The sequence below is a fragment of the Amycolatopsis orientalis DSM 40040 = KCTC 9412 genome, from assembly GCF_000478275.1.
Taxonomy (GTDB): Bacteria; Actinomycetota; Actinomycetes; order Mycobacteriales; family Pseudonocardiaceae; genus Amycolatopsis; species Amycolatopsis orientalis.
In genome coordinates this window covers 54,339-81,261 of record NZ_ASJB01000097.1, presented here as the reverse complement: position 1 = coordinate 81,261, position 26,923 = coordinate 54,339, and the positions used below count along the sequence as shown (strand labels likewise).

Annotated in this window: 22 protein-coding genes; 10 read left to right on the top strand and 12 right to left on the bottom strand. The window is 69.5% G+C overall.

The window, feature by feature from the left end; all coding sequences use genetic code 11:
- Positions 1-53: 53 nt before the first annotated feature.
- Together L324_RS38995 and L324_RS38990 are read left to right on the top strand one after the other, a co-directional pair.
- Positions 54-1,025 carry a quinone oxidoreductase family protein gene (locus L324_RS38995; RefSeq protein WP_037320961.1) on the top strand — a complete coding sequence of 324 codons (972 nt, stop codon included), beginning with the start codon at positions 54-56 and terminating at the stop codon, positions 1,023-1,025.
- The gene (locus L324_RS38990; RefSeq protein WP_037320958.1) at positions 1,022-1,552 is read left to right on the top strand and encodes a GNAT family N-acetyltransferase; all 531 of its coding nucleotides are present in this window, start codon (positions 1,022-1,024) and stop codon (positions 1,550-1,552) included. Before L324_RS38995 ends, L324_RS38990 begins: the two co-directional genes overlap by 4 nt.
- 61 nt (positions 1,553-1,613) lie before the next feature.
- Here the strand turns inward: L324_RS38990 and L324_RS38985 are convergent, their stop codons facing one another.
- The 3 genes from L324_RS38985 to L324_RS38975 all read right to left on the bottom strand — a co-directional run bounded on the left by L324_RS38985 (position 1,614) and on the right by L324_RS38975 (position 5,573).
- Positions 1,614-2,183, bottom strand: a complete 570-nt coding sequence (locus L324_RS38985; RefSeq protein ID WP_037320955.1) for an FKBP-type peptidyl-prolyl cis-trans isomerase — start codon at positions 2,181-2,183, stop codon at positions 1,614-1,616.
- A 10-nt stretch (positions 2,184-2,193) separates the two neighbouring features.
- Entirely contained in the window at positions 2,194-4,449 is a 2,256-nt protein-coding gene (locus L324_RS38980) for a HelD family protein (RefSeq protein ID WP_037321175.1), read from the bottom strand.
- Between the two features lie 143 nt (positions 4,450-4,592).
- Entirely contained in the window at positions 4,593-5,573 is a 981-nt protein-coding gene (locus L324_RS38975) for a heme o synthase (protein ID WP_037320952.1), read from the bottom strand.
- 299 nt (positions 5,574-5,872) lie between these two features.
- On the opposite strand from L324_RS38975, the gene tkt reads away from it, so the two are divergent.
- The 7 genes from tkt (at position 5,873) to L324_RS38940 (ending at position 15,723) form a co-directional block, all read left to right on the top strand.
- Positions 5,873-7,975, top strand: coding sequence for a transketolase (gene tkt, locus L324_RS38970; protein ID WP_037320949.1), 2,103 nt, complete (start codon positions 5,873-5,875; stop codon positions 7,973-7,975).
- Positions 7,976-7,992: 17 nt separating this feature from the next.
- A complete protein-coding gene (tal, locus tag L324_RS38965; RefSeq protein WP_037321172.1) occupies positions 7,993-9,105 on the top strand; it encodes a transaldolase in 1,113 nt (370 codons plus the stop codon).
- 8 nt (positions 9,106-9,113) lie between these two features.
- Positions 9,114-10,733, top strand: coding sequence for a phosphoglucose isomerase-related protein (locus tag L324_RS38960; RefSeq protein WP_037320946.1), 1,620 nt, complete (start codon positions 9,114-9,116; stop codon positions 10,731-10,733).
- A complete protein-coding gene (gene zwf, locus L324_RS38955) occupies positions 10,730-12,259 on the top strand; it encodes a glucose-6-phosphate dehydrogenase (RefSeq protein ID WP_037320943.1) in 1,530 nt (509 codons plus the stop codon). The genes L324_RS38960 and zwf overlap by 4 nt, the downstream gene beginning before the upstream one ends.
- Positions 12,256-13,260 (top strand): glucose-6-phosphate dehydrogenase assembly protein OpcA, encoded by a 1,005-nt coding sequence (gene opcA, locus L324_RS38950; protein WP_037320941.1) that lies wholly within the window; start codon positions 12,256-12,258, stop codon positions 13,258-13,260. The genes zwf and opcA overlap by 4 nt, the downstream gene beginning before the upstream one ends.
- Positions 13,257-14,036 (top strand): 6-phosphogluconolactonase, encoded by a 780-nt coding sequence (pgl, locus tag L324_RS38945; protein WP_037320939.1) that lies wholly within the window; start codon positions 13,257-13,259, stop codon positions 14,034-14,036. Before opcA ends, pgl begins: the two co-directional genes overlap by 4 nt.
- A gap of 484 nt (positions 14,037-14,520) precedes the next feature.
- Positions 14,521-15,723: a sensor histidine kinase gene (locus L324_RS38940; RefSeq protein WP_162835894.1), complete on the top strand. Its 1,203-nt coding sequence runs from the start codon at positions 14,521-14,523 to the stop codon at positions 15,721-15,723.
- A 72-nt stretch (positions 15,724-15,795) separates the two neighbouring features.
- On the opposite strand, the gene L324_RS38935 is transcribed toward L324_RS38940, so the two are convergent.
- The 6 genes from L324_RS38935 to L324_RS38910 form a co-directional block, all read right to left on the bottom strand.
- Entirely contained in the window at positions 15,796-16,137 is a 342-nt protein-coding gene (locus L324_RS38935) for an RNA polymerase-binding protein RbpA (RefSeq protein ID WP_037320937.1), read from the bottom strand.
- A gap of 65 nt (positions 16,138-16,202) precedes the next feature.
- Positions 16,203-16,433 carry a preprotein translocase subunit SecG gene (gene secG / locus L324_RS38930; RefSeq protein ID WP_037320935.1) on the bottom strand — a complete coding sequence of 77 codons (231 nt, stop codon included), beginning with the start codon at positions 16,431-16,433 and terminating at the stop codon, positions 16,203-16,205.
- A gap of 140 nt (positions 16,434-16,573) precedes the next feature.
- Entirely contained in the window at positions 16,574-17,359 is a 786-nt protein-coding gene (gene tpiA, locus L324_RS38925; protein ID WP_037320932.1) for a triose-phosphate isomerase, read from the bottom strand.
- Entirely contained in the window at positions 17,359-18,567 is a 1,209-nt protein-coding gene (locus L324_RS38920) for a phosphoglycerate kinase (protein WP_328286165.1), read from the bottom strand. Before L324_RS38920 ends, tpiA begins: the two co-directional genes overlap by 1 nt.
- A gap of 9 nt (positions 18,568-18,576) precedes the next feature.
- Positions 18,577-19,581, bottom strand: coding sequence for a type I glyceraldehyde-3-phosphate dehydrogenase (gene gap / locus L324_RS38915; RefSeq protein ID WP_037320928.1), 1,005 nt, complete (start codon positions 19,579-19,581; stop codon positions 18,577-18,579).
- A 178-nt stretch (positions 19,582-19,759) separates the two neighbouring features.
- Complete coding sequence (locus L324_RS38910; RefSeq protein ID WP_037320926.1) at positions 19,760-20,947, bottom strand: winged helix DNA-binding domain-containing protein; 1,188 nt, start codon at positions 20,945-20,947, stop codon at positions 19,760-19,762.
- An 85-nt stretch (positions 20,948-21,032) separates the two neighbouring features.
- On the opposite strand from L324_RS38910, the gene L324_RS38905 reads away from it, so the two are divergent.
- A complete protein-coding gene (locus L324_RS38905) occupies positions 21,033-21,677 on the top strand; it encodes a LysE family translocator (RefSeq protein WP_037320922.1) in 645 nt (214 codons plus the stop codon).
- Between the two features lie 49 nt (positions 21,678-21,726).
- Here L324_RS38905 and L324_RS38900 read toward each other — a convergent pair whose 3' ends face one another.
- Genes L324_RS38900 through L324_RS38890 form a run of 3 tightly spaced genes read right to left on the bottom strand, consistent with a single transcriptional unit; the run spans position 21,727 to position 26,913 of the window.
- Complete coding sequence (locus L324_RS38900; protein ID WP_037320921.1) at positions 21,727-22,143, bottom strand: type II toxin-antitoxin system VapC family toxin; 417 nt, start codon at positions 22,141-22,143, stop codon at positions 21,727-21,729.
- Complete coding sequence (locus L324_RS38895; protein WP_037320919.1) at positions 22,133-22,399, bottom strand: type II toxin-antitoxin system Phd/YefM family antitoxin; 267 nt, start codon at positions 22,397-22,399, stop codon at positions 22,133-22,135. Before L324_RS38895 ends, L324_RS38900 begins: the two co-directional genes overlap by 11 nt.
- Before the next feature lie 47 nt (positions 22,400-22,446).
- Complete coding sequence (locus L324_RS38890; protein WP_037320916.1) at positions 22,447-26,913, bottom strand: coiled-coil domain-containing protein; 4,467 nt, start codon at positions 26,911-26,913, stop codon at positions 22,447-22,449.
- Positions 26,914-26,923 lie beyond the last annotated feature (10 nt).

The following is a 26,923-nucleotide window of genomic DNA, read 5'->3' as shown; positions in this document are numbered from 1 at the left end:
TGGCGTCGGCCATAGTTGTCCCCGGTCGGAATGACCTTGAACGAGGAGGATGTATGCCCACGGCAGTACAGATCCGGCGCACCGGCGGTCCCGAAGTCCTTGAGCTGGCGCAAGTCGAGGTCGGTGAACCCGGTGCCGGGGAACTGCTCGTGGACGTCGCCGCGGCGGGTGTCAACTACATCGACACCTACCACCGCGAAGGCATCTACCCGGTCGACACGCCGTTCATCCTGGGTATGGAGGGCGCCGGCACGGTGGCCGCGGTCGGCGAGGACGTGACCGGTTTCGCCGTCGGCGACCGGGTCGCCTGGCAGGGCTCACTGGGCAGCTACGCCCAGCGCCGTCTGCTCCCCGCCTCGATCGCGGTGAAGATCCCGGACGGCGTGACCGAGGAGACGGCCGCCGCGACGATGCTCCAGGGTGTCACCGCGCACGCGCTGATCGCCTCGACGTACGAGGTCAAGGCCGGTGACGACGTCCTCATCCACGCCGCCGCGGGCGGGATGGGCCTGCTGCTGGTCCAGCTGGCCAAGGCGCGCGGCGCACGGGTGATCGGCACCGTCTCCACCGACGAGAAGGCCGAACTCGCCAAGGCGGCGGGCGCGGACGACGTCATCCGCTACGACCAGGTGGATTTCGCCAAGGCGGTCCGCGACCTCACCGATGGCAAGGGTGTCGCGGTGGTCTACGACGGCGTCGGCAAGTCCACTGTGGACGGCAGCCTGGCGAGCCTGAAGATCCGCGGCCTGCTCGCCCTCTACGGCGCGGCCAGCGGCCCGGTGCCGCCGATCGACCCGCAGCTGCTCAACCGCAGCGGGTCGGTGTACCTCACCCGCCCGACCTCCGCGCACTACGTGCTCACCCGCGAGGAACTGGAGTGGCGGGTGAACGAACTGTTCGCCGCCGTCCAGGACGGTTCGCTGAACATCCGGATCGGCGGCCGCTACCCGCTCGCCGATGCCCGCCAGGCGCACGAAGACCTCCAGGGCCGCCGTACCACCGGCAAGCTCCTGCTGATCCCGTGACGGTGTTCTCGCCGGAGGAGGTCCGGCTCGAAGGCGAAGGGCTCGTCCTGCGGGACTGGGTCGAAGACGACATCGCGTTCATGCCCGGGCTGTTCGACAATCCGGCCGTCGCGAAGTTCACGCCGTTGCCTTCGCCCTTCGACGAGGTCGCGGCGAAGGCGCACTACGAGAAAGCCGTCACCCGCCGGGCGGAGGGCTCGGGGCGACGGCTCGCCATCACGACCGACGGCGGTGAGCCGCTCGGCGAGGTGGTGCTGTTCCTGAACGAAGAGGGACACGCCGAACTCGGCTACGCGGTCGGACCGGCCCACCGAGGGCAGGATCTGGCGGCACGGTCCCTCCGGGTGCTCACCGCGTACGCGCTGGAACTCGGTCTCGGGCCGCTGCGGCTGAAGATCGACGCGCAGAACGCGGCCAGCGAGGCCGTCGCCCGCCGCGTCGGCTACGCCCCGGCCGACGTTCCACCGGAGACCAAGGTCGAGAAGGGGCTGGAGCGCACCCTGCTCACCTGGGAGCACGCCCGCTGACTCGTGAGTGGTAATGACGGTTCTAACCGTCATTACCACTCACGAGACGGGGTGGCAGCTGTCAGCCCTTGTCGGTGGGGACGCTCACCGCGTCGGTGACGAAGACGAGGGTCTCGTTCGGCGCGATGCCGCGGCCGCCCTGCCCGTAGCCGAGGTCCGGCGGGATGATCAGCAGCCGCCGCGCGCCCTGCTTGATCCCTTCCAGCCCCTGGTCCCAGCCCTGGATGACCATGCCCGCGCCCAGCGTCAGGTCGAACGGCTCGCCGCGGTCGAACGAGCTGTCCAGCTTCTTCTTGTTGGACCAGGTGACCAGCGAGTAGTTCATCTTCAGGTTCGCGCCGGATTTGGCGCCCTCGCCGGTGCCGGGTTCGAGGTCCTTGGTGATGAGCTTCTTCGGCGGGTCGCAGTCGTCCGGGATCGTGATGGTCGGCGCCTCCCCGAACTTCCCGGTGGTCTTGACGTCGTCCGCGGTGCACTCCTTGCCCTTCGGGGCGGCCGCGGCCGACGACGAAGCCGACGCGGGGGCCGCGCCGGAAGACTGGGCCGGGGCCGCGGTGTTCTGCTTCTCGCCACAGGCCGCCAGGGCGAGGACGCCCGCGCCGATGACCACGATCTTGCCGAATGTGCGCATGCGGCCGACCTTAGCCAAGACCTTCCAGCGCCGGAACAGCCTCACCGGTCTGCACTACGCCCATCCGACGGGTCGCCCTGGTCAGGGCCACATAAAGGTCGTTGAGCCCGCGCGGCGACTCGGTGACGACCTCGTCGGGCGCGACCAGCACGACGGAGTCGAACTCCAGGCCCTTCGCCCGGTCCACCGCCATGACCGACACGCGGTCCCCCGCCTCACCGAGCGTCTCCGAAACAGCGGCGATCCGCGAAGCCGGGCACAGCACGGCGACCGTCCCACCGTCCACAGCGGACAGTTCGGCCTCGACGAGCCCCGGCAGCTCGGCGCCCAGATCCGCGGGCGCCACGGAACGCAGCCAAGGCTGGAAACCGGTTTCCCGCACCGAAACCGGCGCTTCGAGGGTCGGATCCACCTCGGCGAGCACCCGGGACGCGACGGTCATGATCTCCGCCGGGGTCCGGTAGTTCACGGTCAGCTCTTCCAGCCGCCAGCGGTCGGCGACATAGGGCGACAGCACCTCGGCCCAGGACCGGGCTCCCCCGGCCGCCCCGGTCTGGGCGACGTCGCCGACGAGCGTCATCGACCGGTTCGGCGACCGGCGCATCAGCAGCCGCCAGTCCATCGCGGTCAGTTCTTGCGCCTCGTCGACGATCACATGTCCGAAGGTCCAGGTCCGGTCCTGGGCGGCCCGCTGCGCCGCGGTCATCTCGCCGCGGCGCTGCTGGCGTTCGGCGAACAGTTCGGCGTCGAGGACGTCGCTCACCCGCAGCAGTTCCTCGTCGATGATCTCCTCGTCCTGTTCGAGGATGTCGAGCACGCCTTCCGCGTACGCGCGGTCTTCCCGCTCACGGCGGGCGCGTTCGGCACGGGCGTCGGTGTCGTCCTCGCCCAGCAATTCGGCGAGTTCGTCGAGGAGCGGGACGTCCGCCGGACTCCACGCCGCGTCCGTAGGGCTGTAGAGATGCTCACGTTCGTTGGCCGACAAGGCTTTCCCGGCCGCACCGCGCAACCGTTCAGGGTCGGCGAACAGTTCGTCGAGCACGACTTCGGGGGTGAGCGTCGGCCACAGTCCGTCAAGGGCCGCGGCCACGTTCTTGTCGGCGGCGACCTCGGCGCGGATGTCCTGGACGTCGCGCGCGTCGAGCAGGTCCTCCCCCAGTTTGCGGGCGGCCTGCCGGGTGAGCGCGTCGAGGACGTCGGAGACGAAGATCCGCCGGGCGAGGTTGTGCGGACGGCGGGAGCGGCGGGCGCGCGTCCGTGCCTCGGTGCAGGTCTTGCGGTCGAGCATGAGGATCTCGCGCTCGAATTCGATCTCCAGCACCGGTTCCGGCACGCGCTGGCGATCGCGGACGGCGTTGGCGAGGACGTCGGCCATCACCGCGCGGCCCTTGATCTCGGCGGCCTCGCGGGTGACCGGGCCGGCGGCGTCCAGGCCCGGGTACAGCTGCCCGATCGTGGCCAGCAGCACCCCGGTCTCGCCCAGCGACGGCAGGACCTGCCCGATGTAGCGGAGGAACGTGCTGTTCGGCCCGACGACGAGCACGCCGCGGGTGGTGAGCTGCTGCCGGTGCGTGTAGAGCAGGTACGCCGCGCGGTGCAGCGCGACCGCCGTCTTGCCGGTGCCCGGACCGCCCTGGACCACCAGGACGCCGTTCGGCGACGCGCGGATGATGCGGTCCTGCTCGGCCTGGATGGTGGCGACGATGTCGCTCATCTCACCGGTGCGACGGCGTTCGAGCGCGGCCAGCAGCGCCGCCTCCCCCGCGAGGCCGAGGTCCTGGCCCTGGTCGGCGGCGGAGAGATCGAGGATCTCGTCGTCGACGCCGACGACCTTCCGGCTCAGCGACCGGATGTGCCGTCGTCGGCGGACACCTTCGGGTGACGCGGCGGTGGCGAGGTAGAACGGACGCGCGACCGGCGCGCGCCAGTCGACGAGCAGCGGGCGGTAGTCGTCGTCCTCGTCGAACAGGCCGAGCCGCCCGATGTAGGTGGTCTCCTCCGCGTGCCCGGGGACGAAGTCGAGACGGCCGAAGCACAGGCCCTGCTCGACGGAACCGAGCTGGGCCAGCCTGTCGGTGTACAGCGTCGTGGCGACGTCGCGTTCGGTGCGGGCCTGCGGGGTGCCGCCGGTCTGGCGCAGGGTCCGGTCGAGCCTGCGCTGCGCGTCGACCCGCTCGGCGTCGAGCTTGCGGTACAGGGTGGTGACGTACTCCTGTTCGAGTGCGACGTCGGTGTCCGTCGCATCGAGTTCCCGGTCCGGGGACACGGACAAAAGCTGCCTGCTTTCGAGAGAGGGACAGGGGCCGAACGAAGTACAACGGTGCCCGCCATCTTCTCATTCCCGCCCGCGCGTGAAGGCCCCCTTCCTTCGGCTCAGCCGAGGGAAGGGGGCCTTCGCGCGCTACAAGATCAGAAGGGCAGGCCGAGGACGGGCAGGCCGATGGCCGAGTCGACGGCCAGCGCGACGAACACGATCATCAGGTACGTGTTCGACCGGTGGAACAGCGACATCGGCTTGGTCTCCTCGCCCCGCCGCACCGCCGCGTTCAGGCTGTGCGCGTAGAAGAGGAACCAGCCGCCCGCCAGGATCGCGAACGTGGTGTAGATCCAGCTCGTCACCGGGACCAGCAGCAGCGTCCAGGCGACCATCACCCACGAGTAGATGACGATCTGCCGCGCGACGTGCTGCGGGGTGGCGACCACCGGCAGCATCGGCACGCCGGCGCGCTCGTAGTCGTCGCGGTACTTCATGCCCAGCGCCCAGGTGTGCGGCGGGGTCCAGAAGAAGATGACGCCGAACATCACGAACGCGGGCCACTCGACGGTGCCGGTGACGGCGGCCCAGCCGATGACGACCGGCATGCAGCCCGCCGCGCCGCCCCAGACCACGTTCTGTGACGTACGCCGCTTCAGCACCAGCGTGTAGACGAAGATGTAGAACAGGATCGTCGCGACGGCGAGGATCGCCGAGAGCAGATTCACCGTGAAATAGAGCACGACGGCCGACAGGACACCGAGTGCGAGGCCGAAGATCAGCGCGCCGCGCCGGGGCACCGATTCCTTCACCAGCGGACGGCGCTTCGTGCGGTTCATCACCTTGTCGATGTCCGCGTCGATGACGCAGTTCAAGGCGTTGGCGCTTCCGGCGGCCATGGTGCCGCCCACGAGCGTCGCGAGCACCAGCCACGGCGACGGGATCTCCCGGCCTGCCAGGAACATCGCGGGGATCGTGGTGACGAGGAGGAGCTCGATCACCCTGGGCTTCGCGAGGGCGGCGTACGCGCCGACGACCTGGCGGATTGTTCGCCGGCCACCGTGCGGTCGTTCACCGGTCGGATGTACGGCGCTGGTGCTGTCACTGCGTCCGTGCGCAGCGTTCACCAACGACATTTCACTCCCTGCGTCAGTTTTCGGGCCGGGTCCCGCCAGGCTTCCGGGTGATGTGGCGGCCCCGGATCCCCGCGTTCTGAACCCTCCCTCGATGTTAGACGTGCTGTTTCCAGAGGGTGATCGCGGGTCCTTCACCGGCCGAACCATTAGGCTGGCCGGGGTAGCTCGCGGCGTGCTTCTGCGAACGGTCCGGAGCAGGAATATCGTCCCTTCCGGATCGATTGAGATTAGTAGCGGTACACGTGGGTCATCCACGAGGGAAGAGAAGCCACAACCTGATGACGGGGAGTTCGAGTTCAGTGTCCGAAACCGCCTCTACCAGCGAGAAGAACCCACTCCTGGAGCGCAACGTGCCCGCCGACTGGACCGACCTCGACACGCGGGCCGTCGACACCGTCCGGGTGCTCGCCGCGGACGCGGTCGAGAACTGCGGCAGTGGCCACCCCGGCACCGCGATGAGCCTGGCGCCGCTCGCTTACACGCTGTTCCAGCGGACGCTGCGCCACGACCCGGCGGACCCCGAGTGGCCCGCTCGTGACCGCTTCGTCCTCTCCGCCGGCCACTCGAGCCTCACCCTCTACATCCAGCTGTACCTCGCCGGGTTCGGCCTGGAGCTGGAAGACCTGAAGCAGCTCCGCAAGTGGGACTCGAAGACCCCGGGTCACCCGGAGTACCGCCACACCAAGGGCGTCGAGACCACCACCGGCCCGCTCGGCCAGGGTCTGGCCAACGCGGTCGGCATGGCGATGGCGGCCCGCCGCGAGCGTGGCCTGCTGGACCCGGACGCTCCGCACGGCGAGAGCATCTTCGACCACTACGTCTACGTCGTCGCCTCCGACGGTGACATCGAGGAAGGCGTCACCGCCGAGGCCTCGTCGATCGCCGGTCGCCAGGAGCTGGGCAACCTGATCGTCTTCTGGGACGACAACGAGATCTCCATCGAGGACGACACCAAGATCGCGCTGTCCGAGGACGTCGTGAAGCGCTACGAGGCCTACGGGTGGCACACCCAGGTCGTCGAGGGTGGCGAGAACGTCGTCGCGATCGAAGAGGCCATCAAGGCCGCCAAGGCCGAGACCGGGCGCCCGTCGTTCATCGCGCTGAAGACCGTCATCGGCTACCCGGCGCCGAAGAAGATGGGCACCGGCAAGGCCCACGGCGCCGCGCTCGGCGCCGAAGAGGTCGCCGCGGTCAAGGAGATCCTCGGTTTCGACCCGGAGCGGAGCTTCCAGGTCGACGACGAGGTCATCGCCCACACCCGCCAGGCCGTCGACCGCGGCAAGACCGCGCGTGCCGAATGGCAGGAGAAGTTCGAGGCGTGGGGCGCCGCCAACCCGGAGCGCAAGAAGCTCGCGGACCGGATGTCGACCCGTACGCTGCCCGAGGGCTTCGCCGACAACCTGCCGAAGTGGGAGCCGGACGCCAAGGGCATCGCGACCCGCAAGGCCTCCGGTGAGGTGCTCAACGCGCTCGCCGAGCCGCTTCCCGAGCTGTGGGGCGGTTCCGCGGACCTCGCGGAGAGCAACAACACCACGATGAAGGGGGCCGACTCGTTCGGCCCGGAGAAGGCTTCCACCGAGATGTGGAAGACCAGCCCGTACGGCCGGACGCTGCACTTCGGCATCCGCGAGCACGCGATGGGCTCGATCCTCAACGGCATCGCGCTGCACGGCGGCACCCGCCCCTACGGCGCGACGTTCCTGATCTTCTCCGACTACATGCGCCCGCCCGTGCGGCTGGCCGCGCTGATGAAGGCGCCGGTCACCTACGTGTGGACGCACGACTCGATCGGCCTGGGCGAGGACGGCCCCACCCACCAGCCGATCGAGCAGCTCTCCGCCCTGCGCGCCATCCCCGGTCTCAACGTCGTCCGCCCGGCGGACGCCAACGAGACCGCGTACGCGTGGAAGGCCGTCCTGGAGGACGTCCACCACCCGTCGGGCCTCGCGCTGACCCGGCAGAACGTGCCGGTGCTGGAGGGCACCAGCGCCGAGGGCGTCAAGCGGGGCGGTTACGTCCTCGCCGAGGCGTCCAACGGCAGCCCCGAGGTCGTGCTGATCGCGACCGGTTCCGAGGTCCAGCTGGCCGTCGAGGCCCGCAAGACCCTGGAAGCCGACGGCATCCCGGCGAGCGTCGTCTCGATGCCGTGTGTCGAGTGGTTCGACGCGCAGGAGCAGTCCTACAAGGACTCCGTCCTCCCGCCGTCGGTCAAGGCGCGTGTCTCGGTGGAAGCGGGGATCGCCCAGTCGTGGCACCGCTTCACCGGTGACGCCGGGGAGAACGTCTCGATCGAGCACTTCGGTGCTTCGGCCGACGCCGCCACGCTGTTCCGCGAGTTCGGTTTCACCGCGGAAGCCGTCGTCGACGCCGCCCGTCGCTCGATCGCCAACACCAAGAACTGAAGGGGATGACGCAGCACATGAGCAACGACAAGCTCGCTCAGCTGTCCGAGGCCGGGGTATCGATCTGGCTCGACGACCTGTCCCGTGAGCGCCTGAACACCGGCAACCTCGCCGGCCTGATCCGCGACAAGCACGTCGTCGGCGTCACGACCAACCCGACGATCTTCGCCAACGCGATGTCCAAGGGCGAGGCGTACGACGAGCAGACTCGCGAACTGGCCGCGCGCGGCGCCGACGTCGAGGCCACCATCCGCGAGCTGACCACCACCGACGTGCGCAACGCCGCGGACCTGTTCCGCGACGTCTACAACGCCACGAACGGGGTCGACGGCCGGGTGTCCATCGAGGTGGACCCGCGGCTGGCCAAGGACTCCGACAAGACGGTGGCCGAGGCACAGGACCTGTGGAAGACCGTCGACCGGCCGAACGTGCTGATCAAGATCCCGGCCACCGAAGAGGGTCTCCCGGCGATCACCAAGACGCTGGCCGAAGGCATCAGCGTGAACGTGACGCTGATCTTCTCGGTCGAGCGCTACAAGGCGGTCATCGAGGCGTACTTCGCCGGGCTGGAGCAGGCCAAGGCCAACGGCCACGACCTCAAGGGCATCCACTCGGTCGCGTCGTTCTTCGTGTCCCGTGTGGACACCGAGATCGACAAGCGGCTCGACGCCATCGGCACCGAGGCGGCCACGGCGCTGCGCGGTGAAGCCGCCATCGCCAACGCGCGGCTCGCGTACGCGGCGTTCGAGGAGCTGTTCTCCTCGGACCGCTGGAAGGCGCTCGCCGACGCCGGCGCGAACGCGCAGCGTCCGCTGTGGGCCTCCACCGGCGTGAAGGATCCGCAGTACTCCGACACCCGTTACGTGGACCAGCTCGTCGTCAAGGACACGGTCAACACGATGCCGGAGAAGACCCTCGACGCCGCGGGCGACCACGCCGAGATCACTGGTGACACCGTGACCGGCAAGGGCCCCGACGCGCAGATCGTCTTCGACAAGCTGCGTGTGGTCGGCATCGACATCGACGACGTCTTCAAGGTCCTGGAGGACGAAGGCGTCGAGAAGTTCGAGAAGTCGTGGACCGAGCTTCTCGAGACCGTCAACGGACAGCTGGCTAAGGCAAAGGACTGATCTGGACCATGGCAGGGGAAACGACCGGCGTCGCAATCGCCGACGCCGCCCTGGCCGGCAAAGCCGCTCCGTTCGCGGAGCGGCTTGTCGCCGACCAGGTCGCATCGAAACTGGCGTCCCAGGACGCCACACTGTGGGGTCCCGAAGCCGAGTCCGAAGCGTCGATCCGTCTCTCGTGGACGACGCTGCACAAGTCCTCGCGGCCGTTGATCGGCGAGATCGAGGCACTGCGGACCGACCTGCGCTCGGAGGGTGTCGACCGCGTCGTCCTCGCCGGCATGGGCGGTTCGTCGCTGGCACCCGAGGTGATCGCCGCGACCGAAGGGGTCGCGCTGACCGTCCTCGACACCACCGACCCGGGCCAGGTCGCCGACGCACTCGCCGGTGACCTGGAGCGCACGGTCATCGTGGTCTCCTCCAAATCCGGCGGCACCGTCGAAACCGACAGCCACCGGCGGATCTTCGCGAAGGCCTTCGCCGACGCGGGCATCGACGCGGCGCGGCGGATCGTGGTCGTCACCGACCCCGGCTCCCCGTTCGCGGAACTGTCCGAAAAGGAGGGTTACCGCAAGGTCTTCCTCGCCGACCCGAACGTCGGCGGCCGCTACTCGGCGCTGACCGCGTTCGGCCTCGTCCCCGCCGGACTCGCCGGCGCGGACATCGCCCGCCTGCTCGACCAGGCCGCTTCGGTCGCCGAGGCGCTGGCGGCCGATTCGACCGACAACCCGGCGGTACAGCTGGCCGCGGCGTGGGCCGCGGCGCACGAGGACGGCGCGGAGAAGGTCGTCATCGCGGACACCGGGTCGGGCATCAAGGGCTTCGCCGACTGGGCGGAGCAGCTGATCGCCGAGTCCACCGGCAAGCAGGGCACCGGTCTCCTGCCGGTCGCCGTCGAGGGCCCCGACTCCCCCGGGTTCGCCGACGCGAAGGCCGACGCCACCCCGGTGGCGGTCGGACCGGCCGAAGGCGCGGCGAAGATCTCGGTCACCGGCCCGCTCGGCGCCCAGATGCTGCTGTGGGAGTTCGCCACCGCGCTCGTCGGCAGGCTGCTCGGGATCAACCCGTTCGACCAGCCCGACGTCGAGGCCGCCAAGAAGGCCGCGCGGTCGCTGCTCGACAACCCGGACGCGCTCAAGGGCGGCGAAGAGCCGTCCACTGTGGACGGCGCGGTCCAGGTGTTCGGTTCGGCGGGAGTGGCCACCGAGGGAAAGCTCGCGGACATCCTGCGGGCTTTCTTCGACTCCGCCCCCGAAACCGGCTACATCGCGGTGCAGGCCTACCTCGACCGGCTCGACGACGCGTCGACGGCGATCCTGCGCGGCGAGATCGCCAAGCGCACGGGCCGCCAGACCACCTTCGGGTGGGGGCCGCGGTTCCTGCACTCCACCGGGCAGTATCACAAGGGCGGCCACCAGAACGGGGTCTTCCTGCAGATCACCGGCGCCGTCGAGCAGGATCTGGACGTGCCGGACCGGCCGTACACGCTCGGCGTGCTCCAGCACGCGCAGGCACTCGGTGACGGCCAGGTGCTCGCGGAGCACGGTCGTCCGGTGCTGCGCCTGCACCTCACCGACCGGGCCGCCGGCCTGGCCGAACTGGTCCGCGCGGTACAGGAGGCAGGCGAGTGACCCGAGCCTGGAACAACCCGCTGCGCGATCCGCGCGACAAGCGGCTGCCGCGGATCGCCGGGCCGTCCAGCCTGGTGATCTTCGGCGTCACCGGAGACCTCGCCCGCAAGAAGCTGATGCCGGCGATCTACGACCTCGCCCACCGCGGGCTGCTGCCCGCCGGGTTCTCCCTGGTGGGCTTCGCCCGCCGGGACTGGGAGCACCAGGACTTCGGCGAGCTCGTGCACGACTCGGTCAAGGAGCACGCGCGGACGCCGTTCAAGGAGTCGGTGTGGAACCGGCTCGCCGAAGGCATCCGTTTCGTCCAGGGCACCTTCGACGACGATGACGCTTTCGACAGGCTGGCACAGACGGTCAAGGACCTCGACGCCGAACGCGGCACCGGGGGCAACACCGCGTTCTACCTGTCGATCCCGCCGAGCGCGTTCCCCGTGGTGACCAAGCAGCTCGCCCGCTCCGGCCTCGCCGACGCGAGCGAGGAGACCTGGCGCCGCGTCGTCATCGAGAAGCCGTTCGGCCGCGACCTCAAGAGCGCCAAGGAGCTCAACGAGATCGTGAACGACGTCTTCCCCGAGGAGTCGGTGTTCCGCATCGACCACTACCTCGGCAAGGAGACGGTGCAGAACCTGCTGGCGCTGCGGTTCGCGAACCAGCTGTTCGAGCCGATCTGGAACGCCAACTACGTCGACCACGTGCAGATCACCATGGCCGAGGACATCGGCCTCGGCGGCCGCGCGGGCTACTACGACGGCATCGGCGCCGCACGCGACGTCATCCAGAACCACCTGTTGCAGCTCCTCGCGCTGACCGCGATGGAGGAGCCGGTCTCGTTCGCGCCGCGCGCGCTGCGAGCCGAGAAGGTCAAGGTGCTTTCGGCGACGAAACCGCTGGGGCCGTTCGAAGAGACGACCGCGCGCGGACAGTACGCGGGCGGCTGGCAGGGCGGCATGAAGGTGCCTGGTCTGTTGCAGGAAGGGGGCTTCGCGAAGGACTCGACGACCGAGACCTACGCCGCGGTGACCCTGGAGGTGCAGAACCGCCGCTGGGCGGGCGTGCCGTTCTACCTGCGGACAGGCAAGCGGCTGGGCCGCCGGGTCACCGAGATCGCCGTGGTGTTCAAGCGGGCACCGCATCTGCCGTTCGACTCGACCTCGACCGAGGAACTGGGCCAGAACGCGCTGGTGATCCGGGTGCAGCCCGACGAGGGCATCACGCTGCGGTTCGGGTCGAAGGTGCCGGGGACCACGATGGAGGTCCGCGACGTCACCATGGACTTCGGCTACGGGCACGCGTTCACCGAGTCCTCGCCCGAGGCCTACGAGCGGCTGATCCTGGACGTGCTGCTCGGTGAGCCGTCGCTGTTCCCGGTGAACGAGGAGGTCGAGCTGTCCTGGGAGATCCTGGACCCGATCCTCGACACCTGGGCCAAGAAGGGCGCGCCCGAGCAGTACCCGCCGGGTTCGTGGGGCCCGCCGTCCGCGGACGAAATGCTGGAGCGTACCGGCCGGAACTGGAGGCGTCCGTGATCATCGACCTGCCGTCGACCACGACGTCGCAGCTGAACAAGAAACTCGTCGAGATCCGCGAACAGGGCGGGCAGGTGGCGCTCGGCCGGGTGCTGACGCTCGTCATCGTGGCCGACGACGACGACAAGCTCGAAGAGGCGATCGAAGCCGCCAACGAAGCCAGCCGGGAGCACCCCTCGCGGGTGATCGTGGTGGCCAAGGGCGCGCGGACCGCGGCACCGCGGATCGACGGCCAGATCCGGGTCGGCGGCGACGCCGGCGCGAGCGAGGTCATCGTCCTGCGGCTCTACGGCCCGCTGGCCGCTCAGGGGCAGAGCGCGGTCGTGCCGTTGCTGCTGCCGGACGCGCCCATCGTCACCTGGTGGCCGGGCACCGGCCCGAAGGCGCCTGCCAAGGACCCGCTCGGTGAGCTGGCCCAGCGCCGGATCACCGACTCCGCGGCGGAAAAGGCGCCCATAAGGGCACTCACCACCCGGGCGAAGTCCTATGTGGAGGGTGACACCGACCTGGCGTGGACCCGGCTGACCAGCTGGCGCGCACAGCTCGTGTCCGCCTTGGACCTTCCGCCGCATGAGAAGGTCACCGGGGCGACCGTGACCGGTGAGGCCGACTCGCCGTCGACCGAACTGCTCGCGGGCTGGCTGGCGGAGTACCTCAAGGTGCCGGTGAAGCGGGTCAAGAGCACCGGCGCCGCGGGCATCATCTCGGTGACGCTGGACCGGCGTTCCGGCCCGGTGGAGCTGCACCGGCCGGACGGACGGGTCGGCACGCTGACCCAGCCCGGCCAGCCGACGCGGCGGATCGCCCTGCAGCGGCGGGACAACAAGGACTGCCTGATCGAGGAGCTTCGGCGGCTCGACCCGGACGAGGTCTACGAGGCTTCGCTGAACGGGCTCACGAAGATCTCCTCCGGTACGGCCTCGAAGGCCGCTCCGGCGAAGAAGGCTCCGGCGGCCGCCAAGAAGAAGGCCACGGTCGCCGCGAAGAAGAGCGACTCATGAGCAAGACCGAGGTAGTCGTCTACAGGAACCCGGACCTCCTGGCCGCCGCCGCGGCGGCCAGGCTGGTCACCCGGATCGTGGACGTCCAGGCGGCCAAGGGCTCGGCTTCGGTGGTGCTCACCGGGGGTGGCACCGGGATCGCGATCCTGAAGGAACTGCGCGACTCCAGTGCCCGGGACGCCATCGACTGGTCGCGTCTCGACCTCTACTGGGGCGACGAGCGTTTCGTCCCGGCGGACTCCGACGAGCGCAACGAGAAGCAGGCCCGCGAGGCCCTGCTCGACCACGTTCCGCTCGACCCGAAGCGGGTGCACGCCATGGCACCCTCGGACGGCGAGTTCGGCGACGACGTCGACGCCGCGGCCGCCGCTTACGCGGAGGTCCTGGCGGCCAACGCCCGTCCCGAGGACCACGGCGACGTCCCGGCGTTCGACATCATGCTGCTCGGCCTCGGCGGGGAGGGGCATACCGCCTCGATCTTCCCCGAGAGCCCGGCGGTGTACGAGAAGGAGCGTTCGGTCGTCGCGGTGCGCAACTGCCCGAAGCCGCCGCCGACCCGGATCTCGCTGGCCCTGCCCGCGATCCGTCGCGCGCGGGACGTCTGGCTGGTCACCGGCGGCGAAGCCAAGGCGGACGCCGTCGCGCTGGCACTGGCCGGTGCGGGCGAGGTCCAGATCCCGGTGGCGGGAGCACGCGGCGGACGTCGCACGCTCTGGCTGCTGGACCGGGGTGCCGCGTCGAAGCTCACGAAGGTCTATCAGCCTCCTACGGCCTGACCCTCATCGCGCGTGAAGGCCCCCTTCCCTCGGTTCAGCCGAGGGAAGGGGGCCTTCACGCGCTTTGAGACAAGGGGAGGCACCCGCGTGGGCCATAGTCCGTGAAGGCCTCCTTCACTACGCTAAGGGTAGTGAAGGAGGCCTTCACGGACTTTCGCGCGGCAGGGTCACCGCGCGACCACGAAACGTGATGTAGATCAACTCTTACCGACATTCGCATCAGAGAGGGCTTGTTCGCGCGTCGGAACGATCAACGGACCACCGAGCCCGGGTGGTCCGGTCCGCGCCTTGACCGACCGAACGTTCATGCACTTGTCCGCAGAACGGACAGTGACCAGACAGTCGCTAGCCCGACTGGGGGAAACTTACCGCCTCACTACACCCTGCCGTTAGCATCCGCACATTTGTTCGTTCCTGCGCGTCCCGATCGGGCGAAGAACACGTCTCACCATCCAAGTCCACAAGACGAGTGAGGTCGCCAGCGATGAGCACAGAGGGTCTCTCGATGCCAGGTATCTCGGTGGGCGGCTCCGGGCAGGATGCCGCCGACCGGATGCGCCGTGCCGCCGGGGTCATGTCGTTCGCCAAGATCAAACGTCCGGCGCTGGTCGCGCTGGGCGTCGACACACTCGCGATCTTCCTGGCCGCGCTCGACGTCTGGCTGGTGATCCCCGAGAAGGCCCAGCCGTACTCGATCTACCTTTCCGGCGCCGCGTGCCTCGGCCTGGCCTTCCGTCGCAAGCTGCCGTTCCTCGCGGTGATCGCCACCGTCCCCGGCTTCCTCGCCGGCTGGTCCCAGCTGGCCGCGATGATCGCGCTCGGCTTCCTCGCCACCCGCAAGCAGATGCACTGGCAGACCTGGACCGGGTTCGCGCTCATCTTCACCTGCCGGTTCGTCCAGTGGCCGTTGCCGGACTTCGTCGAACTCAGCTGGCGTGAACACGTCCTGGACGGGATCTACGGCGTCATCGTCGCCGGGATGCCGGTGGCCATCGGCCTGCTCATCGGGGCGCGGACCGAGATCTCGCAGAAACTCTCCGAACTCGCCGCCAGCCGCGACCGTGAGCGCCGCTTCCACGCCGACGCCGTCCGCGCGGAAGAGCGCGCCAGGCTGGCGCGGGAGATGCACGACGTCGTTTCGCACCAGATCACGCTGATCGCGATGCAGGCGGGCGCGCTGCAGGCGCAGACCACCGACGCCCGTTCGCTCGAAACCGCGCAGGTCATCCGCAAACTGAGCACCAAGACGCTGGAAGAACTGCGTTCACTCGTCAGCGTGCTGCGCTCGGGTTCCGAGGACGACGGGCCGCGGCCGGGGATCAACGAACTCGACCGGCTGATCCGGGGCTCGGACGTCCCCGTGCACCTCACCGTCGAGCGGATCCCCGAACTGCTGCCCAGCCAGGTTTCCGCCGCCGCCTACCGCACCGTGCAGGAATGCCTGACCAACGTGCACAAGCACGCACCGGGCGCCACCGCGACGATCCGGATCCAGGGCGAGCACGGCTCACTCAAGGTCGAGATACGCAATGAGCGCGCCCGGACACCCGGTGCGGCCCTTCCCTCAGGAGGGCACGGGCTGACCGGGCTGGCCGAACGCGCTCGATTGCTGGGTGGGAGCTTCGAGACCGCCGACACCGAGGACGGCGGGTTCCGGGTGCGTGCCCGGTACCCGCTCGACCGGTGAGCGCCTATGCCTCGTGAGTGGTAATGACGGTTCTAACCGTCATTACCACTCACGAGGCCTGAACGCGATTCCTCAGATCTCGCGGCGCTGGCGCAACCGCTCCAGCGCCTCGGCGAGGATGGCCTCGCCGTCGGCGTCGGAACGCCGTTCCTTCACGTAAGCCAGGTGGGTCTTGTAAGGCTCGGTCCGCGGCGCGGCAGGCGGGTTCTGCTCGTCCTGCCCACCGGGGAGCCCGCAGCGCGGGCAGTCCCACTCGTCGGGAATCTCGGCGTCCATCGAGAACGAGGGCTGCGCCTCGTGCCCGTTGGCACACCAATAGGAAATGCGGCGCCGCGGCGCCGACTCACCCCGTTCCGATTCGCCCGAAGGACCGGCACCCACACGGGTGCCCCGAATCGCGTTACCGCCAACCATGAATCCTCACACCTATAGGGATCGGCGGCGCGCCCCCCATAGGCACGCCGAAACACCTGGATCGATCAGACCTTGAGCAGGAGCCCGAGGCCGATGATGCTGATCAGCCACACCGCGCCAAGAAGCAGCGTGATCCGGTCGAGGTTCTTCTCGGCCACGCTCGAACCCGAAAGGCTCGACTGCATACCGCCACCGAACAGCGAAGACAGACCGCCACCCCGGCCCCGGTGCAGCAACACGGCCACAATCAGGAAAAAGCTGGAGGCGATCAACAGGATTTGCAGGAACAGCTTCATGTCATCCTCTGCGCTCTTGGAGAATGCAGGAAAACGGTGTGCCGCGGGTGGCTCTTGACCACCAGAACACACCGTACTCCTGGACTCGTCCACTGCTGTGTGACGGACCGGATACACAGGTTACCCGGTTGGTGCCCCGATCAGGGCAGGGGCCCGCCCGCGGCGAGTGCGCAGAGTTTGGTGAACTCCTCACCATCCAGGCTGGCACCACCGACGAGAGCACCATCGATGTTCTCGCAGGCGACGAGGTCACTGATGTTGTTGGCCTTCGCCGAGCCGCCGTAGAGCACGCGCACCGAGGACGCGACCTCGGCACCGTATTTCTCGGCGAGGGTGGCGCGGATGGCTCCGCACACCTCCTCGGCGTCCGACGGGGTCGCGACCTTGCCGGTCCCGATCGCCCAGACCGGCTCGTAGGCGACGACGACGTCCTTGACCTGCTCCGCCTTGAGCCCCTTCAGGCCCTCGACCAGCTGGGCCGTGGTGTGGGCGATGTGCTCGCCCGCCTCGCGGACCTCGAGCTTCTCCCCCACGCACAGGATCGGCTTGATGCCGTGCTTGAGCGCGGCCTTGACCTTCTTGTTGACCAGTTCGTCGGTCTCGCCGTGGTACTCGCGCCGCTCCGAGTGCCCCACGGTCACGAAGCTGCAGCCCAGCTTCGCCAGCATCGGGCCCGACACGTCACCGGTGTAGGCACCGGAGTCGTGCGGCGACAGGTCCTGGGCGCCGTAGGTGAGCGACAGCTTGTCGCCGTCGGTCAGCGTCTGGACGCTGCGGATGTCGGTGAACGGCGGCAGGACCGCGACGTCGACCTTCGCGTAGTACTTCTCCGGCAGGGCGAAGGCGATCTTCTGAACCAGCGCGATGGCTTCGAGGTGGTTCTGGTTCATCTTCCAGTTGCCGGCGATGAGCGGTTTGCGCGCCACTAGTCGTTCTCTCCCAGCACAGCGACTCCGGGCAGTTCCTTGCCCTCCAGGTACTCCAGCGACGCGCCGCCGCCGGTCGAGATGTGCGAGAAACCGTCCTCGGGCAGGCCCAGCTGCCGCACGGCCGCGGCGGAGTCGCCACCGCCGACCACGGTGAAGGCGTCGCTCTCGACCAGCGCCTCGGCCACGGCACGGGTGCCGCCGGCGAAGGACTCGAACTCGAACACGCCCATCGGGCCGTTCCAGAACACTGTCGCCGCGTCGGCCAGCTTGCCCGCGAACAGCTCGCGCGACTTGGGGCCGATGTCGAGACCCATGCGGTCGGCCGGGATGGCCTTCGCGTCGACGACGTCGAACTCCGCGTCGGCCGCGAAGCCCGTCGCGGCGAGGACGTCCACCGGCAGGATCAGCTCGACGCCACGTTTCTCCGCCTCGGCGAGGAAACCGCGGACCTGCTCCAGCTGGTCCTCCTGCAACAGCGAGTTCCCGACCTCGTGGCCCTGGGCCTTGAGGAAGGTGTACGCCATGCCGCCACCGATGAGCAGCCTGTCGACCTTGGTCAGCAGGTTGGCGATCACGCCCAGCTTGTCCGACACCTTCGCGCCGCCGAGCACGACGACGTACGGCCGCGCAAGGTCCTCGGTGAGCTTCTTGAGGACATCGACCTCGGCCAGCACCAGACCGCCGGCGTAGGCCGGAAGCGTCCGGGCGATCTCATAGACCGAGGCCTGCTTGCGGTGCACGACACCGAAGCCGTCGGAGACGAAGGCCCCGCCCGGGACGAGCGCGGCCAGCTCGGCGGCCAGTTCCTGGCGCTCCGCCTCGACCTTGCTGGTCTCGCGCGCGTCGAAGCGCACGTTCTCCAGCAGGGCCACCTGACCGTCGGTCAGACCGGCGACGGTGGCCTTGGCGGACTCGCCGACCAGGTCACCGGCCAGCGGGACGTCGACGCCGAGCAGCTCGGTGAGCTTCGCGGCGACGGGCGCGAGCGAGAACTTCGGGTCCGGCTCGCCCTTGGGACGGCCGAGGTGCGCCGTGACGACCACCTTCGCGCCCGCCTCGGCGAGGCGCTTGAGGGTCGGCAGGGCCGCGCGGACGCGGCCGTCGTCGGTGATGGTCTCCCCGTCGAGCGGGACGTTCAGGTCGGATCGCACGAGTACGAACCGGCCCGAGACGTCCTCGCTCAGCAGGTCTTCGAGGTTCTTCAGCGCCATGGGTCAGGAAAGCTTGGTGCCGACGAGCTTGACGAGGTCGGCGAGGCGGTTGGAGTAGCCCCACTCGTTGTCGTACCAGCCGATGACCTTGACCTGGTTGCCGATGACCTTCGTCAGCGGCGCGTCGTAGATGCAGGACGCCGGGTCGGTGACGATGTCGGCCGAAACGATCGGGTCCTCGCTGTAGCGCAGGATGCCGGCCAGGGGGCCCTCGGCGGCGGCCTTGTACGCGGCGTTGATCTCCTCGAGCGTCGCGCTCTTGGTCAGCGTGACGGTGAGGTCGGTGGCCGAACCGGTCGGGACCGGGACGCGGACCGCGAAACCGTCGAGCTTGCCGTTGAGCTCCGGCAGGACCAGGCCGATGGCCTTGGCGGCACCGGTCGAGGTCGGGACCATGCTCAGCGCGGCGGCACGGGCGCGGCGCAGGTCCTTGTGCGGGGCGTCCTGCAGGTTCTGGTCCTGCGTGTACGCGTGGATCGTGGTCATCAGGCCCTGCTCGATGCCGAACGCGTCGTTGAGGACCTTGGCCAGCGGGCCGAGGCAGTTGGTGGTGCAGGAGGCGTTCGAGATGATGGTCTGCGAGCCGTCGTACTTGTCGTCGTTGACGCCCAGCACCACGGTCAGGTCCTCGCCCTTGGCGGGCGCGGAGATGATGACCTTCTTGGCGCCACCGGCGATGTGCGCCTTGGCGGCGTCACCGCTGGTGAAGAAGCCGGTCGACTCGACGACGACGTCCACGCCCAGGTCGCCCCAGGGCAGGTTGGCCGGGTCGCGCTCGGCGAGCGCCTTGATGGTCTTGCCGTCGACGACGATGCCCTCGTCGCTGACGCTGACCTCGCCCGGGAAACGGCCGAGGATGGAGTCGTACTTGAGCAGGTGGGCCATCGTGGCGACGTCGCCGAGGTCGTTGAACGCGACCACCTCGATGTCGTGACCGGCGGCCTGCACGGCCCGGAAGAAGTTGCGGCCGATGCGGCCGAAGCCGTTGACACCTACGCGAACCGTCACTGCTGCCACTCCCTTGAGACTCGTCCGGGAACGCCCCGGAAAGACGTCCGTTACTCGGGCGCAACCCTAGCGTGCGCGCTCGGGCGGCCCTCTTTGCCCTGACGAGACTTCCACCACTCGGTGGGTCAGGTCAAGAATCGATTAAGACCATCGCCACCAGGAACTCTGCGGAAAACTCTCAGCTTTGTTGTGCTAGCCGTCGCTCCAGCGGCGTGCGCATCCGTGGCGTGACTCGCACCTCTCCGAGCCACTCGGCCAGGTGGTCCGCCTCCGCCTCGACGGCCCGTTCGACCTCCGCGCCGACGTCCTCCAGGAAGTGGTGGACGACTTCGCCGCCGGGGCGCTGCGCCCAGCCGCCCACGATCCGGCCGTCGGCCCAGACGGTGGGACCGATGTTGCCGGTGCCGTCGAACAGCGGCGCCCGGTGCGGGCCGAGATACCAGTCGCGCTCGATCCAGCCCATCGACGTCGGGTCGAGGGACGGGAGCAGCGCTACCCAGGGCTCCGGCTCCGCGACCGGCTCCAGATCGTCGGCGAGCACGACTCCGGGGACGCCGTCGAGGTCGACCTCGATCGGCTGAACGGCCGCGAGCGCCTTCTTGGTCTGCCCCGCCGTCCAGCCCGTCCACCACCGCAGATCCGCGATCGGGGCGGGACCGTAGGCGTAGAGCCATCTTCGGGCGAGTTCGGCCCTGGCCTCGTCGGCGTCCCACGCGGCCATGCCCTGGGGAAGCCAGTCCGCCATCGTGGCCCAGTAGTACTGGCTGCTGATCCAGCTGCCGCGCGGGCGCCCGCGCACGATGCGGCCGTCGACCGCGAGCTGGAACAGGACCCGGCTGGTGACGTTGGCGATCGCCTCGTACGGCTTTCCCCTGGCCATCATGAGCTGCTGCTTCAGCCGCGGCTCGTCCTCGGCCAGCTGTTGCGCCGTCGCGGAACCACGGACCTTCAACGCGCGCTCGGTCGCGTCCTCGACCTCGGCCAGCCAGCGTTCCGGATCGGGGACGTTCCCCGGATGCCCCTGCGTGCCGAGGTGCTGTTCGAGCAGGCGCCGCTGCTTCTTGGCGATGTCGGCCGAACACGCGGCCTGGACGAGGGCCGCGTTCTCGTGCCCGAGGACGAAGACCGTGCGGCGCATGCCGAGCATGCGCACCAGCGTGCGCTCCTCGTAGAGCGCGTTCTCCAGTTCCGCGACGCCATCGCCCTTGACGCGCGCCCACGCCGAGAGGTGGACCGTGGCCGGGTCCGTGGCGTGCAGCGCCACGACCGCGTCCGCCGCGGCGAGCACGGACGGGGCGGGCGTGGTGAGGCGGTGGCGCACGGCGAGCCGGGCGCGGCGCTGCTGGATGCCGATCTTCGGGGTCACGGATCGTTCCTACCACCGGCCCCCGACAAACCCGGAGCCCGGAAACCGGCTGCGCGCCGCCCACCCGAAGCTCTAGCCTCGGGGGATGGTCACCGCCGGGCAGTTCGCGGCCTTCGCCGCGCTCACCTTCCTCATGATCGTCGTGCCGGGGCCGAGCGTGCTGTTCACCATCAGCCGCGCGCTGACCGTCGGCAGGCGCGACGCGCTGCTCACCGTCGCCGGGAACGCGATCGGCGTGTACCTCCAGGTCCTGGCCGTCGCGTTCGGCCTCGGCGCCGTGGTCACCAGCTCCGCGGCCGTGTTCACCGCGATCAAGCTGGCGGGCGCGCTGTACCTGGTCTACCTGGGCGTGCAGGCCATCCGGCACCGCCGCAAGCTCACCGAGGCCTTCACGGCCGATGTCGAAGCCTCCCCCGGCCGGACGCTCACGGTCATGCGCGACGGCCTCGTCGTCGGCTTCGCGAACCCCAAGTCGATCGTGTTCCTGGCCGCGATCCTGCCGCAGTTCGTGGACGCCTCGGCCGGGTCGGTACCCGCTCAGATGCTGGTGCTGGGGATCTGCCTGCCGCTGATCGCCCTCGTTTCCGACACCCTGTGGGCGCTCGCCGCCGGGACGGCCCGGGCCTGGTTCGCGCGGTCGCCGCGACGGCTGCGGCTCGTCGGCGGCACGAGCGGGCTGGTGATGATCGGGCTCGGGACGTCTCTCGCCTTCACCGGCCGCAAGGATTGAGCGCGGCTCGCCGAACGACCAGGAGTTCCCAGCGCGCCACCAGTCTGAGTCAGCTCCCCGGCCGGGTGACCGGGACGACGTCGAGAAGTTCTTTCAGGCCTTCGAAATCCTGCGGGTTGGTGGTGTACAGCGGCATCCGGTGCGCGATGGCCACACTGGCGATCATCAGGTCGGCCACGCGCCGCCGTGGTGTCCTGCCCATCGCGAGCACGGAAGCCGAAACCCGGCCGAAGATCCGCGCCGCCTCGGTGCCGAAAGGCAGCGGGTCGAACTCGGATTCCACGCGCTGCAGCAGATCCGTACGCCGGGCTCGCTCGGCCGGATCGGTGGCATAGTGCGGCCCCGCCGACAGTTCGGCGAGCGTGATCGTGCTGATCGACATCAGATCCGGCAGCTGGGCGTGGTCGATCGTCCGCCGGAGGATCAGGATGTTCGTGTCGAGCAGGCCGTGGACCTCAGCGGCCATAGGGATCTTCCGCCTCCCCTTCGAAAGCGTCGTCGAGGTCCGCGCGGAACCTGTCCGGGTCGATGAGCGGAGCGTTGGCCGAGCCAGTGGCGAACTGGTCACGGGAAACGGCGTGCCGTCGACACAACGGAACCAGCTGGGCGATGGGCGAACCGCTACGGGTCACGGTGAAGGTTTCACCGTGCTCGACCGCGTCCATGATCTCGCCGGAACGGTTCCGGAGATCACGCTGGGAGATCTCGTGTTGAACGCTCATTAGCGCACTATAGCGCTCCCGTGCCCCAAAGTGCCACCGTGTGCCACCTAGGCGGTCTCCTCCTCCGGCTCCGGTTCGTCCGAGGGCCGCGTGAACAGCCGCGTCGCCGAAAGCCGCGCGACGCCGTCCGGCTCCCCGAGTTCGTCGGTCGCGTTCCGGATCGTCGCGTCGACGGACAGGTATTTGCGCCCGGCCCGGAGGTCCGCGTCGTTGCGCAGCCGGACGATCAGCGGGAACTCGCTCAGCGCGCCCGCGTCGAACAAGCCGGTCGTGTAGATCAGCTGGACGCCCAGCGCCTCGGCCACCGCCCGCTGCAGTTCCAGCAGGTACCCGGCCGACGCGCGGCCGATCGGGTTGTCGAGGAACAGCACGCCGGAGTGCCGGTTGCGCGCCTTTCCGCGGTTGTTGGCGCGGAGCGCGGCGAGCGTGCAGTACAGGATGATCGCGGCGGTCAGCTGCTGGCCGCCGGAGAACACGTCGCGGATCTCCGAAACGCGCTGGCGTTCGGTCCTCAGCACGGAGTCCGGTTTCAGCATGTCGACGCGGAAACCCTTGGGCGCGGCGGCCTGTACGCCGCGCAGCACGAGCGAAAGCCCGTCTCGTTTGACGTCCCGGCCGTCGGAGGTCTTCCCCACCGCGGCCTCGTCGACGACCTCGCCCAGTTTCTCGGCGAGCACGTTCTCTTCGAGTTCGGTGAAGCGGATCCGCAGGAACTCCTGGCCCGACCAGTCGCCGAGACCGTCCGGCAGCCGCGAAACCCGTTGTGCCGCGCGGAGAGTGCGCAGGGCACCGTCGACCATGCCCTGCAGGCGGGTGATGATGCCGCCGCGGTGCCGGTCGATCTGCGCGAGATCGTCGGTGAGCGTGCGCAACCGCGGGCGCAGTGCCTCGGCCCATTCGGCGGCGTGCGCGGGCAGCTGGTCGCGGCGGACCGAGATCACCTGCTGCCGCACGGGGGTGCTGAGCTTCTCGAAGCGTTTGTCGGTGGCGTACTGCGCCAGCTGATCGGCCGCGGCCCGCACCCGGCGATCACCGGCGTCAGCCGCGTCCTGCGCCTCGGTGAGCGCGGTGTTGAGCCGGGAATGCTTGGCGCGCGCGGATTCGACGTCGCCATCGAAGGCCACCGCTTCGTCCTCTTTGGACAGCAGATGCGCCATCGACTCGGCCAGAAGGCCGAATCCGGACGCGGACGTCTTCGCGGACTCCAACGTCGCTTCGGCCGCGGCGCGGCGCTCCTGCAGTTCCTCCCATTTCCGGGCGGCCGCCGAAACCTCGAGACTCGCTTCGTCGATCAGCTCCAGGCCGTGCTCGATGTCCTTCGGCCTGGCGTCGAGCGCGAGTGCCGACGGCTGTTCCGGAAGCTGACTCAGTTCCGCCTTGCGGGTCGCCACGAGCCCGACGATCTCGGTGCGTTCCTCCTCCAGCACCGCGACGGCCCGGTTCGCCCGCGCCTGCGCGGCCGCCCGCGCCGAAGCGTCGGAACCGTCCGGCGTCTCCAGCAATGTCAGGGCCCGCTCGCGGACCGCGTCGTCCAGCGCCTCGACGGCCGCCCGCGCGGACGCCTCGACGCTTTCCGCCTGCTCGAGTTCGGCGCGCAGATCGCTGCCGACCTCGACCTTCGAATACGCCTCGGACGCCGACGCGAAGGTGCGCCGCAACGCGTCCACCGGTTCGGCGGGCGTGGGGTCGTTTTCGGTGACGTCGCTCGAACCCGGGACTTCGGCCAGCTCCGACTTCGCCGTCGTCGCCGTCCGGCGGTGCCCGTCGGCGGTGCGCTGTTCCTCACCGGCCTGCTCGCGCAGCCGGGAAGCCTTCACCGCGGCTTCCGACGCCGTCGACTCGGCCCGCTCGGCTGTCTCGGTGGCGCGTTCGACGTCGTCCGTCCACTCGGGAATCTTCGCGGCCCGGGTGGCGAGCGCCTCCAGTCCGCGAGCCCGCTCCCCCGCCTCGGCCGAAGCCGTGCGCAGTTCGGGAATCCGCTCCCTCAGCCCGGCCGCCTTCTCGCCAAGGCGCTGGAATTCCTTCTCCGCCTGGTCCAACGCGGTCTGCGCGGTCTCGTGGGCGGTGCGCGCGCTCTGCAGCTGCTCGGCCAGCGTCGCGATGCTGCCGGGCGGGTAGTCCTCCCGCCAGGTCTTGAGTTTCCACGACAGCGCACTGTCGTCAGCCAGCGAAGTCGTCAATGCTTCCAGCCGGCGCTGCCGTTCGGCGTGCCGAAGCGCGATGGCCTCGCGCTCGGCGTCGGCGGCTTCCTCGTCGTACATCGCCGGGTTGGGCGGGACGAGGAAGGCGATACCCGCCTCCTCGGGCAGGCGGTCGGTCGTGGTGGCCTCGGTGGTGGCCACCGGGATGATCGTGGTGGGCAGCAAGCGCCGCTCCGCCAGCACCTTCTCGGCGAGCCGGACCTGCTCCGGTTCGTTGAGCAGGATCCCCGAGACCAGCTGGGGCGCGCGGGCCAGCACGGCCGCCCGCCGCTTCTTGTCCAAAGTGGACAGGTAGCGCCAGCCGGACCACGCGTTCATCCCCGCGGCTTCCAGCGCGTCCAAAGCGGACTGGACCTCTTCGGTGGCGGGCAGGAGACCACCGGAGCCGAGCGCGTTCAGGGCTCGCTCGTCGACGGACTCCTCCATCCGCAACGCCGTCTGTTCCTTCTCCGCGGTCGCCCCCGCCTCGCGAAGACGTTCCAGCAGCACCGGCAGATCCGTCTCCAGCGCGACGTCGTCCGTGCCGAGGAGTTCGGACAGCCGGGGTTCGACGGCGAGCGCGTCGGTGCGCCGGTTGGCCCGGTCCAGCTCCTCGGCCGCGCGCTCCAAGCGGTCCTTTGTGGACCCGGCGAGCCGGTGCGCGTCGTTGACGGTCGCCTGCGCGGCACGCAGATCCTCCGCGACGCGTTCGAGTTCCTGTTCGCGGCGGACCAGTTCCGCGGCGGTCGTCTCGGCCTCGGTCCTGGCCGCGCGCGCCGCGTCGGCGACGTCGGCCCCGGCCTTGAGCGCGCCGGACCGGACGGTTTCCGCGATCTCCTCCCGGATTTCGGCGATCCGCGCGCCCAGCCCGCGAGCCTCCGCCCGGCGTGAGGCCGCGAGGTTCGCCGATTCGTCGCGTTCCGCCTGGGCCTTCTCCGCTTCGGCACGCAGGGCGCCGGCGTGGGCTTCGGCCTTCGACGCCTGATCGGTCGCGTTCTTGGCCAGTGCCAGCAGACCCCGGGCGAGCGCGGCCGCGGCGGTGTTGCGCGCCTGCAGCGCAGGCTGGGCCTTCTGCTCGCGATTCCCCACCAGTTCACGGAAATCGCGGGCCTTGCGGGCGGCGTTGAGGTGGTTGAGGACGGTGGAGCACTCACGCCAGGCTTCGGCGGCGGTCTTGGCCTCGGCGAGTTCGCCGTCGATCCGCTTCTTGCTCTCCTGCGCCTCGTCGAGCCGCAGTTTCCCGACCAGGCGGCGGAGTTCGGTGACCCCGGCGGCGAGACGGCGGTGGTCGCCCTCGGCCAGCTTCTCCGCCGACTTCACCTCGTCGACGTGCTGTTCGAGGCCGCTCAGCCGCTCGTTCTCCAGCTTGTCGCGAGCGGCGACCTGACCGGCGAGAGTCCGCATCTCGGCGCGGGCGGCGTCGGCGAGCTTCCGCGACGCGGCGGCGACGCCTTCCTCCTCCGCCAGCGGCGTCAGCAGATCGAGCGCTCCCGCGACGAAATCCCGCTCCGACAGCAGATCCCCGCGCTGGGCGAGGTTGTGCGCGTAGGTCGCGACGACCTCGGCGAGGTCCTTCGGTTCGTCCTCCGACAGCACCGCGCGCAGCAAAAACTCGACGAACGCCTCGTCGGTGCTGAACGCGAAGGCGTCCGCCGCCTCGCCCTCACCGGCGTTCATCGCGCGCTGGTACCGGAACAGCTCGGTGTCGAGACCGAGGCCGTCCAGCCGGGATGTCCACTCATGGTGGCGCCGGGTCCAGAACAGCTCCAGCTCCGGCTCCCCGCCGTGCACCTTGTCGAGCTGGTCGTGGAAGCCCGACATCGTCAGCAGCCTGCCGTCCGACGTCAGCGGCAGCGAGTCCAGGTCGAGCGAAGGCGTCGGGCGGAAGCAGTACCAGGAATCGACCAGGTTCTCCGAATCCGCCGACACCACGTGCCCGCGCCATTCCGACACCTTGCCGGTGATCACCCGGTGGCCGGTCTCGACCTGCAGCCACTCCAGCACCACGTGCGAGACGTCCTTGGCGGCGACGAACTTCTCCAGCACCTTGGTGTTCGTCGTGCCGACGACCTGACGGCGGCCGGGCAGCATGACCGAGAAGATCAGCTTGATCAGCACGGATTTGCCGCCGCCGTTCTCCAGGAACAGCACGCTCGCCGGGGACGGGCGCCGCGGCGGCCCCTCGCCCGCCAGGTGGATCCCGGCGCTGAACAGCGCGTCCTGCTTGGGCGCGGTGATGGCCGCGCCGACACCGCTGAAGTCCAGCACGACGTCCTGGTAGCGGGCACCCGCCGGACCCACCGAATGCAGGCGAACCCGCGAAAGCTCGTACATCTCTTCCCCT